Source organism: Pseudoxanthomonas sp. G3 (genome assembly GCF_057654715.1).
In genome coordinates, this window is record NZ_CM172805.1 from 3925173 (window position 1) to 3938882 (window position 13710).

The 13710-nt window shown below is 56.5% G+C and carries 12 protein-coding genes; 6 read left to right on the forward strand and 6 right to left on the reverse strand.

All coding sequences use genetic code 11. The features are described 5' to 3' along the window. The first annotated feature begins 89 nt into the window (after positions 1–89). Complete coding sequence (locus AC23D6_RS18875) at positions 90–716, forward strand: tyrosine-type recombinase/integrase (RefSeq protein ID WP_487750732.1); 627 nt, start codon at positions 90–92, stop codon at positions 714–716. Positions 717–1071: 355 nt separating this feature from the next. Here AC23D6_RS18875 and AC23D6_RS18880 read toward each other — a convergent pair whose 3' ends face one another. The 4 genes from AC23D6_RS18880 to AC23D6_RS18895 form a co-directional block, all read right to left on the reverse strand. Then, positions 1072–1575: a hypothetical protein gene (locus AC23D6_RS18880; RefSeq protein ID WP_487750733.1), complete on the reverse strand. Its 504-nt coding sequence runs from the start codon at positions 1573–1575 to the stop codon at positions 1072–1074. Positions 1576–1643: 68 nt separating this feature from the next. Beyond that, the gene (locus AC23D6_RS18885; RefSeq protein WP_487750734.1) at positions 1644–2261 is read right to left on the reverse strand and encodes a YiiX/YebB-like N1pC/P60 family cysteine hydrolase; all 618 of its coding nucleotides are present in this window, start codon (positions 2259–2261) and stop codon (positions 1644–1646) included. A gap of 263 nt (positions 2262–2524) precedes the next feature. Then, complete coding sequence (locus AC23D6_RS18890) at positions 2525–3586, reverse strand: hypothetical protein (RefSeq protein WP_487750735.1); 1062 nt, start codon at positions 3584–3586, stop codon at positions 2525–2527. A gap of 63 nt (positions 3587–3649) precedes the next feature. Continuing rightward, positions 3650–4492 (reverse strand): hypothetical protein, encoded by an 843-nt coding sequence (locus AC23D6_RS18895; RefSeq protein WP_487750736.1) that lies wholly within the window; start codon positions 4490–4492, stop codon positions 3650–3652. A 122-nt stretch (positions 4493–4614) separates the two neighbouring features. On the opposite strand from AC23D6_RS18895, the gene AC23D6_RS18900 reads away from it, so the two are divergent. The 5 genes from AC23D6_RS18900 to AC23D6_RS18920 all read left to right on the forward strand — a co-directional run bounded on the left by AC23D6_RS18900 (position 4615) and on the right by AC23D6_RS18920 (position 10448). Beyond that, positions 4615–4902 (forward strand): hypothetical protein, encoded by a 288-nt coding sequence (locus tag AC23D6_RS18900; RefSeq protein WP_487750737.1) that lies wholly within the window; start codon positions 4615–4617, stop codon positions 4900–4902. A 206-nt stretch (positions 4903–5108) separates the two neighbouring features. Next, the gene (locus AC23D6_RS18905) at positions 5109–5861 is read left to right on the forward strand and encodes a TnsA endonuclease N-terminal domain-containing protein (RefSeq protein ID WP_487750738.1); all 753 of its coding nucleotides are present in this window, start codon (positions 5109–5111) and stop codon (positions 5859–5861) included. Next, positions 5852–7882, forward strand: a complete 2031-nt coding sequence (locus AC23D6_RS18910; protein WP_487750739.1) for a hypothetical protein — start codon at positions 5852–5854, stop codon at positions 7880–7882. Before AC23D6_RS18905 ends, AC23D6_RS18910 begins: the two co-directional genes overlap by 10 nt. Continuing rightward, positions 7879–8973, forward strand: a complete 1095-nt coding sequence (locus tag AC23D6_RS18915) for a TniB family NTP-binding protein (RefSeq protein WP_487750740.1) — start codon at positions 7879–7881, stop codon at positions 8971–8973. Before AC23D6_RS18910 ends, AC23D6_RS18915 begins: the two co-directional genes overlap by 4 nt. Then, complete coding sequence (locus AC23D6_RS18920; protein WP_487750741.1) at positions 8970–10448, forward strand: TniQ family protein; 1479 nt, start codon at positions 8970–8972, stop codon at positions 10446–10448. The genes AC23D6_RS18915 and AC23D6_RS18920 overlap by 4 nt, the downstream gene beginning before the upstream one ends. A 64-nt stretch (positions 10449–10512) precedes the next feature. On the opposite strand, the gene AC23D6_RS18925 is transcribed toward AC23D6_RS18920, so the two are convergent. After that, complete coding sequence (locus AC23D6_RS18925; protein WP_487750742.1) at positions 10513–11481, reverse strand: hypothetical protein; 969 nt, start codon at positions 11479–11481, stop codon at positions 10513–10515. Further along, on the reverse strand, positions 11478–13565 hold the full coding sequence (locus AC23D6_RS18930; RefSeq protein ID WP_487750743.1) for an ATP-binding cassette domain-containing protein: 2088 nt from the start codon (positions 13563–13565) through the stop codon (positions 11478–11480). The genes AC23D6_RS18925 and AC23D6_RS18930 overlap by 4 nt, the downstream gene beginning before the upstream one ends. Positions 13566–13710 lie beyond the last annotated feature (145 nt).

The window sequence follows — 13710 nt, forward strand, 5'->3', positions numbered from 1 at the left end:
CGGGTAAGATGTCCGCCTAGCACCTCTTAACTAGGGCGACACGAAGGCAACAAGAGCCTCTCCCTCCCATCTCGGGATTGGAGAAAGCTATGAAGCGAAGTTCTGGCCCCTCAGCGGCACGCCCTGCCTGGAACCTAGGTAAGCTGGTCGGGCAGAAGGCGCCCCTAAAGCTCAAGGAAATCTGGTCGATTCGAGTCAGGCTTCAGCTCAAGGGCGATAGCCGGCAGTTGGCGCTCTTTGACCTCGCCATCGACAGCAAGCTGCGGGCATGCGATCTGGTCGGGCTACGGGTCCGTAATGTTGCACATGGCGCGCACATTGGCTCACGAGGATGCGTCATCCAACGCAAGACGAAGCGTCCTGTGCAGTTCGAGATCACGCCGCAGACTAGAGACGCTTTGGGCGCTTGGATCGATAGTCAGAAGCTTGGCCTCGACGATCACCTCTTTCCCGGCAGGCGACGAGGCTCATCCCACCTTTCTACACGCCAATACGCCCGCTTGGTGAAGGCTTGGGTGGTTAGCATCGGTCTTGATCCAGTGAGCTACGGGACGCACTCCATGCGTCGCACCAAGGCATCACTTATCTATCAACGGACCAAGAATCTACGGGCCGTCCAACTGCTGCTGGGACACAGCAAGATAGAGAGGACCGTCCGCTACCTGGGGGTTGAGGTGGATGATGCCCTATCGCTAGCAGAGCAGACCGAGGCGTAGCGCGCCTACGAAAGCGGCCTTCAACCGGCCGCTTTCGACCCAAAGCAGCCAGTCGTATGAGCCCAGCGTCTCCATGGAGGAAGAAGGGGCTGGTGGCGGGGATATTGCTTTTCGTCCTCGGCGCAGTTCTCTCCATCACTTTGCATGAGCACTTGGGTGCCTGATGTACCTCGGGACTATCGTCTTCGCTGTCGAGGGCGCTCTTTGGCTGAAGGCGAAGTACCTGTAGGCGCGACACGTCCGCTTCTGGCCGATAGCCGCCATCCTGAGGATGACGTCCGCTGCCGGCCAGAAGCGAGCACTGAACACCTGAGACGAACCTTCACCGCAAAACGGCATTGGCTCGCATAAACTGTTAGGCCCCGAGATCTTTGCGGGCCAAACTAATGAGTTTTGGAAGATGCGCATCCACAAGATCCCGCACCGCAGCGGCGTGGCTTCCAAGAGCAATATCATCGTAGGAAGGATCCTCGTCGCGCTCCTCCATAGCCTCATGCTTTTCGCGGAATATCTCAACCATAAGCTCAGTGAGTGCGTCTACGAAGTCTGACGAGAGTAAGACCTTGCCGATCACGGATTGCTTGGATATCTCCCGGAGCGCCTCTCCGTAGAACTGATGGGCAGACTTCCCGTCATACCATTCAACGGTTGGCAGGAAGCGGCTACTTGATGCCACCTCTTCGCCCCAAAAGCGTATTGCCTCTATCGAACCGAGAACGCGCTTGTAAGTGATGTTCTTCTCTTGCCAGAGTTGATCATGCTTGAATCGAATCTTAGCGAGCCAGAATCCCATCAACGCAGCGATCAGTGCAGTGATTACAGTTCCAACCAAAGAAATCACTATTGAATAGCCTGTCATGTCTAGTCTTGAACCTAACACCTAAGCGAATCCGACCCGCGAGGTGAACTCGGCCTAAGTGAGCGAGTTCAGATGTTTGATTGGAACCAATCGTTGGCGTCGAGAACGTATCGAGAGTTTTTTGGAATATAGCCGACGAAGAACCCAAAAACCTTGTCCTTTGCTATATCGATTGGAAATAGGGTCTCTGGTTTGAACAATATTGCCGCTCCCTGTTCAATTATTCCGGCATGGATGAATGCTGATACGACGAGCTCCGAGCAGAAGTAGGTTTCCCTGTCAGTTTCGACCGGCGTACCACGCTTAGCAAAATGATCAACAATCTGCTGGTATGACCCTTCAATGTTCATTTGCTTCAGCATTTCAATCCTTGGCAGTGCGCGCACATTGAACTTCTTCCCAATGTGTCGAGAAGCAAATTCCCTAAGTGATTCAACGCGCTCAGGAGACCATGTACTCTCTGCGCGCATGACTGCGATGTGGTCGTAGGCAAGCAAGACATTTTCTACTGAACTCTTTTTTACTCCTTCTGCATCTGATTCCAGAATATCTCCTGACCCCAGATAGATCGCCGCGTGAGAGTATCCAGTCTCGCAGCCCCGATGATCCATCATCTCAGTACCGTAACTGAGCAGTACATCGCCTGGCTCTAGTGATGTTTCATCTAGGATCTTTGGCTGGTGCACGATCGTCTCCCCCTAAGTAACATAGCAACCCAATAGCCCGGCTGTGTGATTTGTCCATATCGAACCGTTGATTGGCTATCCCCTTGATACGGCTCGATCTTAGATCGCCTGGGGCCGGTCAACCAGCCGATGTCTGGCCCGGCCCAGCGATCTGACGTGACGCATGTCAAGAGCCGCCGAGAAACATTGATGGATGTCGGCCTTATGACCGAGGCACACAAGCCTTTCTAGCAGTCTTGGCCGCCCAAGTGTTCGGTAGAGCGCTACGGCGCTGGCTTGCCAGCAGCTTTGCCTGCAGCACTCCATCGCACAGAGAGCACCTCCTCATTGGGTAGAAGAACACGCACGCTCTCCTTGCTACCTAAGGTGTTCGGCGCAGAAAGTAAGGTGTCAGCCCCAACCCTTGTCCAGATATCCACGGGCCCGGTTGAACGCACCCCATCAACAGACTTGGGGTCCTTGCATCGAACCTTTGCGGCCACCGCAGCATCGAGGATTGCACAGCCCTTCTCGGTGATGATCAACTCCACATTGCTCATCATGCCAAAGCGGAAGAAGGTACTAATCCGCTCGCTATAGAAGTTGGAAAGCGAGCTTGCTACGAGCAACATCAGTGCCAAGCATCCAACCATAGCCACCCGCACTTTGAGCGGATCGCCCTGACTGAAATACACAGCACACTGGACCAGTAGCACTATTGCCAGAATAGTCCCAATGTTAAGCAGACTGCCCGCTTCCTGCCCAACGTTTCCCAAGGAGTATAGGAAAGTGAACGACACGGTACCAAACAGCAGGAAGCTGATAAAGAAGTGGAAACGAACCCACCATCGCGCCTGCTTCAAAGCGCCAAGACCGAAGACCTCTGTAAGCATCCATATAAGTAGCCATAAGATCATCGACCCCCAGACCAAGCCAGAGACCAACCAGCCGGGTGGGTCACATGCGACGAATGCCGCCATCGCAGCCACCGCTGCGAAACTGCCGATCGCCCAGTCAACCAACAGTGCTTTGCGTTTCCCTAGTACAGCTTTCCGATCTGGTGAATCTGCGGGTACACGTCTTGGCATCTTTTCGATGACCCCGGCCTCGTCGCTCATCTGCAGGACAAGACCTGGAAGGATCAGCAGCATCGACATGGTCAACAGAAACATGAAGCCCAAGCCGGCGACTCCTGCGATCGTTCCCATCAAACTGGTCAAGTCAAAGCGCGGCAGGTAACCGATCTTGTAGAAATGCGCTAGCAGCAAGCCACCTCCAAATAGCCCCCCCCACCAGCAGATCGCCTGTGCTACAGCAGTAGCACGCGCAACAAATCCCGACTCCATGTCTCCTCCTCGAACGCTTTCTTTCGAACGACCCTTAGGGTGTTGCGACTCATCCTCCAAAGCCTAACCCCTCACCGCGTCCAACGTTTTCGTCGTCTCTCTTGATAGAGCTTCAGTCTCGTTCGCCTCGGCCATGACCAGCACCTGCTCTGGAAACCATTCACTAAGAAACTTCTCAGTGATGCCGTCCGGGACTGTAAAAATGGGCCTGAGTCGACCGCCGATCCCCTCGACATCCCAGATCTTCTTGGCCACCTCCTCTTGGAGTGTGCGCCAACTCACCAGCAGCTGCGGTTGGTTCATGGCAGCGAACATGAATTCCTGCCTTGTAATATCGGCTGCGTGCCTGGCTACCTTAGGCTTGCGCGCACGTTTTGCGATGAAGTAGCACGCCATCGCGAACACAAATCGATCGTGCGCTCGCATCTCGCTGAAGTGCGGATCTGAAAAGGCTTCTTCGATGACACCCGTGTCCTGGATGATCTCGATGTTGGGGTTTCCCGAGCCAGGCTCGCTGCCACTATGGGCCCAGGGCCAGAAGCGCTCCCGCACGCGCCCCCATACCGAGTCCACCGCATAGGTCATGACCGCACCGAACCTGGCGTCATGCTCGGTGCAATCGAGCATGTGGAAGATCGGGTGGTTCCCCCAGTAGATGGCGTCTATGTCCGGGCGGCCCTGCTCAATACTGGAGACCGTGATCCAGCTGGGACCGTGGCCGTTGCGTAGATTGCGCATCGTGCCGTTGGTGGGATGGGTCCCACCCGCTGCTTTGCGTAGCACTAGGTCCAGCCGGTCCGGCTCCCACACGCCCGCTTTCATGGCGGCTTCGCAGAAGACCGCCTTGCCTACGCATGGGCGCACCCCCTCTCCCCAACGCTTCTTGCCCTTGAGCGCCTGGGGCAACGGGATAGGCGTTACCACATAGCACGGGGCGTCTTCCCGATAAATTCTGTACAAGTTTCGGCCCCGCGCGCGGATGTCTTTCCCTATCGTGCCTATATCGCACGATGCAGGACAGTCGGTTGTTGCCTGACAAAGACATTGCCGCGCGCGGCCAGGAACTGGAACGCTGGCTACTGACCGAGTTCGGACCCGTGCTCAGTGGCCTGCCGCTGAGCAAGCTGCTCGGCCACCCTTCTTCCGGAGCATTCAGGCAGGCGGTGCGCCGCCATGGTGCCCCCGTGGCCTTGTTCCAACAGGGCGGCCGGAAGGGCTGGTGTGCCGCTACCAAAGAGGTCGCCCTCTGGATTGCTCGTACCGAGGCCGCCGCCCAGACACTCTCCACCCAAACCCCACCGGAGAACACCCCATGAACTGACCCACATAGAGGCTTACACACTCTCCGGGCCAGAAACGCAGAAAGCCAGACTTTCGTCTGGCCTTCCGGAATCGCTAACAAAAGCTTTGGCGGGCTTCTTGGCGATTCTGGACTGCGCGGCCGCCGCCTGTCAACGGGGTGAGCCGTCGTGCCCGGATCTTTCCTTTACCTGTGCCGCCATGCGGCACTAAGGATGATCCGATGACCCTGTTTACCCCTGACTTGGGCATACCGCGTCCAAGCTTTCCTGTGGTCCTACCCCGCTGGCCGGCCCCCGACCTTCACGATGCCCTGATCACCTGGTGGTGGCCCCCCGTGGGGGAGGTGCGGGCACGCAACGTGCTCAGCCGAGGCGCCATGCGGGCCATCTACCGGTTCAGCAGCTGGAAGCTGGCTCGAAGCGTTCACCTCGAATCTGCCCTTGAGGAGCAAGTCGCGCTGCAGCTGGATGCCTGTCCCACCGTGGGCGCCTACGCCGAGCAGCCTGTGCTCATGGAATATGCGACGCCTTACGGCGGCTGGGCCCGCCACTATCCGGACTTCGCGGTGCTTCACCGCGGGTCGCGAGCCTTCATCGAAGTGAAATTCGCGCGTGACGTAGATGCGTCGGTTCTGGAGCGCACCCAGCACTTGAGCACGCTGCTGGCGCCCCTGGGCATCGCGTATCGGTTGGTGACCGAGGTCGGCCTGCCTTCTACTGCTCGTCTGGCCAATGCTTGGTCCCTGTTGTCTCGTGGACGTACTGCCATCACGGACCTCCAGGCCCTGCTGGTTCATCAACAGGCGCTAGACGGCGTATCGCTGGCTGATCTGGGCTGGGGACGAGTCGCTATCGCACGGTCACTGGCTCGCCAGATCATGGAGGGTCGCATCAGTGTGGACCTGTCCCGTCCGATCGGCTTGGACACCATGGCCTACACCTCCCAACATGAGGAGGGCTGGCTATGGGCATAGGACTCTTCAAGGTCGGCCAACGGTTCGATCTGGATGGCCAACGGCAACACATCACCCGACTGCTCGATAAGGAGCGAATCGAGTTCGAAGATGCGCGGTCGGCACGCAGGCAGGAGCTAACACTGAACGAAGCTTTGGACTTGTACCACAAGGGTAGCTTTGTCTTCCGAAACATCATCGATGTTGACGCTGACATGCGTGCACGCGCGCGCGTCATGAGCGCTGCCATGCTGGCGTCCGTTTCACCAGAGCTCAGAAGGCTCGCTACCCTGCGACTGCACTTTGTCAAGAAGCTTGCACACTTCCCCTGCACGCAAAAGAGCTTGGCGCCTCTAATTCAACTCACTTGGCTGAACCTGAAAACTGCCGATCGCGAGCTGATGCCTGTATGCCCTTCGGCCAGTACCGTAGCCAAATGGATCAAGCGTTATCGCGACTCAGGGAACGATATCGCCGCACTTCTTGATCGGCATGCATTAAAGGGCCACCGAGACCGCATCCCGCAGAAGGTCAAAGATCTGATGGAGGACTGCGTTCGTGACAACTACCTCAAGCCGGAGCACGGCAACATCAAGTCAGTGCAGGAGAACATCAACGGTCTGATTGATGACACAAACCTGATGCTAACGCCGGCTGAGCAGCTCAAGCATGTCAGTTATGAGCAGCTTCGTCGGTACATCAATACGATCCCTGCGTATGAGAGATATGCCGCTCAGAAGGGCGAGCCGGCCGCGAACATGAAGTTCCGTAGCACGGGGAGAGGAGCTTCTGCTGAACTTCCTCTCCAGCGGGCCGAAATGGACCACTGCCGCCTCGATCTCTTCGTGGTTGACATGGAGACCGGCCTACCTTTGGGGCGGCCTTGGCTGACCGCAATTATCGACGCGTGCACACGCATGATCTTAGGCTTCTCTCTAAGCTTTGATGCGCCTAGCAGCCTTACGGTGATGAGGGCCATCCGCCATGCACTTCTTCCCAAGGTTGAGTTGAATGACGTTGCTAACCCGTGGCCCACTTGGGGAATCATGCGCACCCTGGTGGTGGATAACGGTGTCGAGTTCCACGGCTCAAGTTTGGACTATGCGGCAGGCCAGTTCGGCATAACGATCCAGACCTGCCCTCGGCGCCAGCCCTGGTTCAAAGGCAAGATCGAGCGTTTCTTCCGTACAATCCAGACGGACCTTATCGCAATTATCCCCGGGAAAACGTTCTCCTCCATCTTCCAGCGGGGAGACTACGATAGCTCTAAGCATGCCGCCATTTCCTTAGAGACGTTGAAACGGGTAATTAATCTCTGGATAGTGGATATCTATCACCAGAGCAAGCACTCCTCGATCAGGAAGACACCTGCCCAGAAGTGGGAGAGCCTTATCGATAAGGTGGACCGTCATCTTCCCGACTCGGCCCAATGGGTGGATGCAGCATTCGGGAAGCCGGAGACGCGCGTTGCTGGCCACGAAGGCATCTTGAAGGATTCGCTTTACTACAACTGCGCCGAGCTCGGTGTTATGCGGCAGCAGTTGGGTGAACGGATCACGGTCGACATCATCACCAACGATGAGGACGTGGGCTATCTGTATGTCGTACATCCCGAGACTGGCGACTACATCAAGGTGCCGGCGATTGATGAGGACTACGCGAGCGGCCTGACCCGCTGGCAACACACCAAGTGCAAGGAGTACGCCAGGTACCTGTCTGAGAAGGGCGAGGATCGCGTCAGCCTGCGCGACGCGAAGCTGAAGATCGTCGAGATGATTGAAGAGGACATGGTGGTGAATCGCCGCAAGAGCCGCGCAGCGCAAGGCCGCGCCCGCACCATGCGGAAGCAGAATGATTCCAAGTCCACTACCACATCCGCACGGCCAACCTCGTCAGCCAAGCGGAAGAGCGGGGCCGCAGCGCGGCCTGCGGAACAGAACGCCACGCACTCGCCTCACAACCCTTCAGTCGCTCCTGACGACGATCTTCTAGACCTCGCCGTCACCGTTGCCGTGCCTTACACACAGGATGCCGCCGCATGAACCACGTTCTTACTGTTCCGCCACAGCCCACCACTGACCTCACGCTCCACCTGAGCAAGATGGCTATGTTGAGGGTCGAGACACCCATATTCGTCGAATCACACGATATCTTGGATCGAGTGCTGAAAGAAGTGGGCACCACGTGTACACCCGCCTTCAAGCATTTTGTCGGTCATTCAAAAGCTGGCAAATCCTACATATTCCGCCAGTTCGAGATGAAGTTCCCAGCCGAACGAACTCCAACCGGAATACGCAAGGAGGTGATCTACGTCCAAGTACCTTCACAGGGCACCATCACCGGCGTCGTTGAAGCGTTGCTTGAGGCACTCGGAGACCCCAAGTACGCCGAGGGGCCAGTCAACAAGAAGACGGCACGACTCAAGAAGCTGCTCGTCAAGGTCGGCTGCAAGATGGTGATTCTTGACGAGTTCCAGGAACTCGTGGACAAGAACCAGAACAGGTCGCTCAGTCTCACCACTAACTGGCTCAAAGAGCTTGCTGAGATGGGCACTTTGAGCGTCGTATGTGTCGGCTTGCCAAGCTCCAGTCGGATTGTTCGGCATTGGGAACAACTGCGCACGCGATTCAGCCGCACCATCGAGATCCCCGTACACGACTGGACCGATGCACGGTCCAGGAAGGTCTTCCGCTCGGTGCTTCGCGGCGTCTACAGCTCCATGGCACCTTTCGTTGTCCCAGACCTGACATCAGAAGAGCTCTCGCTTCGCTTGTTCATCGCATGCGGCGGTCGTCTCGGTCTGCTGTGGCGCATCCTGGACCAGGCAGTGAAAGATGCGATCTGGGAGGACCGGACCGAGATCTCGCTGTCGCACCTTGATGCCGCTTTTCAGGAAGCCATTTGGTATGCGGGCGAAATCCCCATGGATGGCGGGCCATTCTTTGGCTCCCTTTCCCCTGACGAACAGCAGCGGCTCTGCGGTATCGCCATGTACTTGGCGCAGAGGCCGCCCAAAGATCAGGAGGACGAAGAGCTGCATCTGGGATCCATGCATAGGCCTAGAAAAGAGGCCCCGCCTAAACCCTTGACCAAGAAGCAGCTAAGGGCCGAGTTGAATCGGGCGCTGACATGAGCTTGATCTCGGAGATCCACGCAACCGATCTGGTTCGACCCCTAGTCGTCACGCCGCTTCCCGACCCCCGGGAGGCGGCTATCGGCTACGCCCTAAGGTTGTGCGACGCAAATTCATACGACTCACCCACTATGTTTCTGGGCGGCATCGGCTTGGACCTCACACGTCAGGCGCTGGGAGGAACGGCGTCAGTTCTCTCCGCGCTGACGGTCAAGGATGAATCCACGTATGGGCGGATCGCTATCCGCAAGGCAGAGGATCACTCCTACTACTTGAAGGAGCAGCGCCTATCGGGGCGACATGTGAGCTTCCACCATCACAAGATCTGCCCGGTCTGCATACACATGGATGGCATCCATGATGCGAGCTGGCATCTTTCGCTACTTACCCACTGCCCGGTTCATAGAGCTGCTCTAGTTAACGAATGCCTGCAGTGTGGCTCAGGCTATCGGATGAACCGGCCGGGCACGGATCGCTGCAAATGCGGGGCTCCGGTTTCCGAACATCCGTCCGCGCCACCGTGCAGCATAGAGGTAGCTACCCTCTTCGCCGCCATGAGAGCGAAGCTGTTCAATGACACATGTATCGCCACAGCACCCCGAGAGTTCTCCGCCTTTGAGGGCACGAGTCTCAACGAGTTCCTGAACCTCATCAATGCGATGCACAAGTTCGTGGTGCAGCACTGTCGAGGCTTGGGCGAGGACAAGCTGCTGACTCGTGAGCAGAGAGCTATGCATGTCGTCGCCATCGCGCTACTGCAGCTAGAGCAGGGGGTTGACCTATTTCATGGAACATTGAGGGGCAGACCTGTTGCGCCGGATGAATATGTGCCGGCAGCGGCCTTCCGTTGGTTCAAGGTGCATCACGCCGGACTGATCAAGACAACTGGACTTTCGTTCTTGGCGGGCAGGATTGATGCATTCCTCGCCGAGCGACGGAAGTTCAGACCCAAGAGTGAAGTCCAACGTGGACCGAGATCACCAGAGGCGGCGCTGCGACGCGAGGAAGCGCTGCGAGGCTCGGAGGCCTTCGACAGAAAATGGGTCCTAGCCGACAAAGCAGGCTCTCTGACGGACTGTGACGACGACTATGTCAGATGGGCGACCCGCCTCAAGCTCTTCACTTGGGGAAAGGGCATCGGCAATCGAATGGTCGTGGTGCGTGAGGAAATACTAAGGCTGCGTCCTTCAGCTTCAGTTGGACTGCAGCCCGAGGAGGCGGCGGCTCTTGTAGATATCCCTGTCCAACTACTCAATCGCCTAACGCGGTCGAGGATACACATCGCGGAGTTCGTACCGTCGACAGGAGGCCCCCACGCCCGCGAGGACGTCATGCGATTAAAGGAGCTGCTTACCAGCGCACTTCATTCCAAGATAGCTGGAGCTGGACAGACTGTAGAGGAATTTCTTCGCCGAACTCCAAAGTCCATGTTGAACTCCACTAAGCCTCTAGTGGAGATGCTTGCATCACTCTGAACGGTAGCTACTACTCCCTGCCAGCTTCCTCCGCATCTGCAGCCTCCTCGCCCTCCATGACGAATCACTTCTCGCACTCGTCAGCCGTATCCGGAACCAAAGATTCTCGGAAGTTCATGTTCTGCTTCCCCACGGGAAAGTCAGATGACAACAAAGCTCTTGCCTTCGCAGCCGCCTCGGCCGTATCGGCACTACTTAGAGAAGATTCCAGCTTTTCAATCCTCCTTTGCAGCATTCGCGTCGAGCGTTCATCAGAGAAGTTCTGCGCAATGATTGCATATGTCAGCGCCTCTCTAGCGCTTGGAACAACCACTCTTGCACCACCTGGCATTGGGAAGTCGGAGTACGCCAAGTGGAGATAGTATGCGGCTTCGGGACTTCCCTTTTTAGCAGCGGACAGAAGGTAGCTCCCAGCGGACTTCTCGTACGCCTCCCAACCCTTCAGATCAGCTGCAAAAGCTTTCTCGTCTAACGGAGGCTGTATCGCAAATCGGATCATCGACGGAACGTGACCAGAACTAGCTGCACGCTGAAGCACGCTCCATGCAGGAGGCGCATTCCCGACCTCAAAACCAGCGCACACCGCTCCATCCAACGACGCAAAGTGTTCCAGCCTGGCGGCTACCTCGGCGTTCTGGTTGGAAATCTCTGGAGCGTTGTTGGCTGCGGCCTTTCCAACATAGTGATCTACCAACTTCTGAAGTTCATTCAGTCGCTGACAACGATTCAGTTCAAACGCCAAGCGACAACTCGCACCCACGTCTCCCGCGTCTGACTCCGCTTTAAGTGAACTGTAGACATCGCGCAGCGGAGCATCGCGACTTGGAAGGGGAGTCCTCGACTTAATCTGGATGGTCTCGATGCTTTCGGGCTGGACAGCCGAACCCTGATTGACAGCGCCTTTCTTTAGCGCCGCGGAGTCGAACGAGTTCCGTTCCGAGAATGGCTGATTCCCCTTAAATACGCCGCTTGCAAGGTATCCCAGCGCGATTAACGAAAGAACGATTAGGATAACGACTACTTTCTTGCTCATGCAGTCTCCATTAAGCCTTGCTTCGCATACCTGTTGAATCCATCCGAAAGAGACACCACGGTATCTGCCAGTTCGTGCAGGGTGTCACGATGCGACACCAGGATGACAGTCGCCCCCAGAGATCTTAGGACTTTGGCTATCTTCATCTCCAGCGCCGAATCGAGATTGTTCGTAGCTTCATCTAAGATATAGAGGTGCGCGGGGACGCATAGGGCGCGCGCCAGCAGGATTCGTTGACGCTGCCCTGCGGAAATTGTCAGGGATGACTCCGAGACCTGGGCTTCAATTCCACCTGGCAATGACTCAAGCACGTCCATAAGCCCCACCAGCTGGGCTGCCGCCTGAATATCTTCGCGGGTCACGCCCTTTCGGAACATCGAGATGTTCTCGGCAACCGAGGCGCTGATGAGACGATCAGACCCTAGTACAGCACCGACCCCAGAAGGGCATAGCTTGGCGTCAATTCCTCCGACTGTGATTCGCCCTTTCGTAGCGACTAGCTCTCCAGAGATTAACTGAAGAAGTGTTGATTTCCCGCATCCAGAAGCGCCTTTCACTATCGTGAAACTGCCGCTATCAATGTTGAGATTGAGATTCTGTATCACTGGCGCGTCAAAGGCAGAGTAGCTAAACGTCACGTCAACTAATTCGACGTCCCCTCGATCGATCATCAAGCCACGCTCAGCTACTTTGCACTCGCCGGAAACCAAGTCAGCAACCATAAGCCGCTGAGAAGACAGCGATCTCGCCCGACGCCATATATCGAGCAATCGGCTCATAGAGGACCGTGCCATCTCTCGATATAGACCGAGGGAGACGAACTCGCCCATCGTGAGCACTTCTTGCGAGAACATGTATGCACCCAAAGCTGCAAACAAGAATCGATCTATGAGTGACAACCCAAGCTGTAGAGATGACCTCGCTCCCTCGACCTTCAGCTCTTGTATCTGCGCGTTCCCCAAAGCCCTGGTGGCCCGCCTATACTTCGACCTAGCTCTAGAGCTTGAGCCAAGACGCCGAATAGCTCTCAGTGATCCGTATAGATCAAGTTGGAGCGACCTCAGGGACGCTCCAGCTTGGTGTGCGTAGTCAGCAGCACTCGTGAACGAAGCAAGAAAAGCCCTATCAATCAGCACGGCCGCAGTCAGGGCGACCAATGTAATTGCCGTGAGCGTCAGCGACATTGTCGTCATCAAGCTTACTGACGCTATTAAGGCTAGCGTCGAGAACGTCCCCTGAAGCGATACACTCACTATCAGGTCTTGAACTCTGAGCGCCGCCGACGCCTTGGTCAGCAGCGAGGAGGGTGCTCGCGGGGTCTTGGGATTCTGGTCGCGTAGCAGGTTCACGAAAACTCTATCTGAGAGCTCCGAATTGAACCTCCTTCGCACTAATGCCAGGGCGTAAGAGGCGGTCGCCTCAAGGGAAACCGCTATAACTGCCACTACAGCGTAAATGACTGCGGCACCTGATATAGCGATTGGCTGTCCAGCAAGCGCTGCAGTATCTACAACCGACGAAGAGATTTTAGGAAGCAGGATCATAACCAGCTGCGAGAGCGACGCACAGAGAACCGCAGCGACCGTCAGTCTTGAGAGAATCCTCTTTGGAAGAAAGTCGAACCAAGATGCGCATTGCCTTGAGCCCTCGTCTCGCGACTCAGGCGCGCGCCGCACATGCGCCGCAACGCCCTCAAGCCGGAACGCCAGCTTGGACTTGCTCTCGGTGCGCCAGCCCTTCTGCGGATCAAAAACCCGTATACGGCCCTTGCCGATGAGCCTATCAAGGTAGACAAAGTGCCCGCCCTCGATGAGGGCTATAGATGGCACGGGAGGGTCTGACCGCCTGGGGTCAAAAGCAATTGGGTCGCAAATCGCTCCACGATCTCGCAGCATCCTTACAATCGAACTGAGCGACAGCCCCCTACCACTCTCTCCGTAAGATTCCTTTAGTTCTCGTGGATGCACAAACCCAGCTTGCATGCTGAGGACTGCGGCTACACAAGAGTAGCCGCAGTCATGATCTTCAGCCTGGAGTACTGCCCTGCGTTCTCTTCGCGCAGCTTCGCTGCCGAGTATCCACATGAAAGAACTAGGCTCTACGGGATAGGTGAATCACGCCGTTACGGACCAATAGGTCCTCCGCTGTCCCAGAGATCTCCCGTGTCCTTGCAGCTATAGATGTAGCTGCCATTGACGCAGGTATCATTGGTCGAGTCCTTGCAATTTG

What these genes read in the sequence shown, in the direction of transcription:
- AC23D6_RS18925 (WP_487750742.1), bottom strand. Translation starts at nt 11,481, where the DNA reads ATGAGCAAGAAAGTAGTCGTTATCCTAATCGTTCTTTCGTTAATCGCG.
- AC23D6_RS18915 (WP_487750740.1), top strand. Translation starts at nt 7,879, where the DNA reads ATGAACCACGTTCTTACTGTTCCGCCACAGCCCACCACTGACCTCACG.
- AC23D6_RS18920 (WP_487750741.1), top strand. Translation starts at nt 8,970, where the DNA reads ATGAGCTTGATCTCGGAGATCCACGCAACCGATCTGGTTCGACCCCTA.
- AC23D6_RS18930 (WP_487750743.1), bottom strand. Translation starts at nt 13,565, where the DNA reads ATGTGGATACTCGGCAGCGAAGCTGCGCGAAGAGAACGCAGGGCAGTA.
- AC23D6_RS18890 (WP_487750735.1), bottom strand. Translation starts at nt 3,586, where the DNA reads ATGGAGTCGGGATTTGTTGCGCGTGCTACTGCTGTAGCACAGGCGATC.
- AC23D6_RS18905 (WP_487750738.1), top strand. Translation starts at nt 5,109, where the DNA reads ATGACCCTGTTTACCCCTGACTTGGGCATACCGCGTCCAAGCTTTCCT.
- AC23D6_RS18910 (WP_487750739.1), top strand. Translation starts at nt 5,852, where the DNA reads ATGGGCATAGGACTCTTCAAGGTCGGCCAACGGTTCGATCTGGATGGC.
- AC23D6_RS18875 (WP_487750732.1), top strand. Translation starts at nt 90, where the DNA reads ATGAAGCGAAGTTCTGGCCCCTCAGCGGCACGCCCTGCCTGGAACCTA.
- AC23D6_RS18880 (WP_487750733.1), bottom strand. Translation starts at nt 1,575, where the DNA reads ATGACAGGCTATTCAATAGTGATTTCTTTGGTTGGAACTGTAATCACT.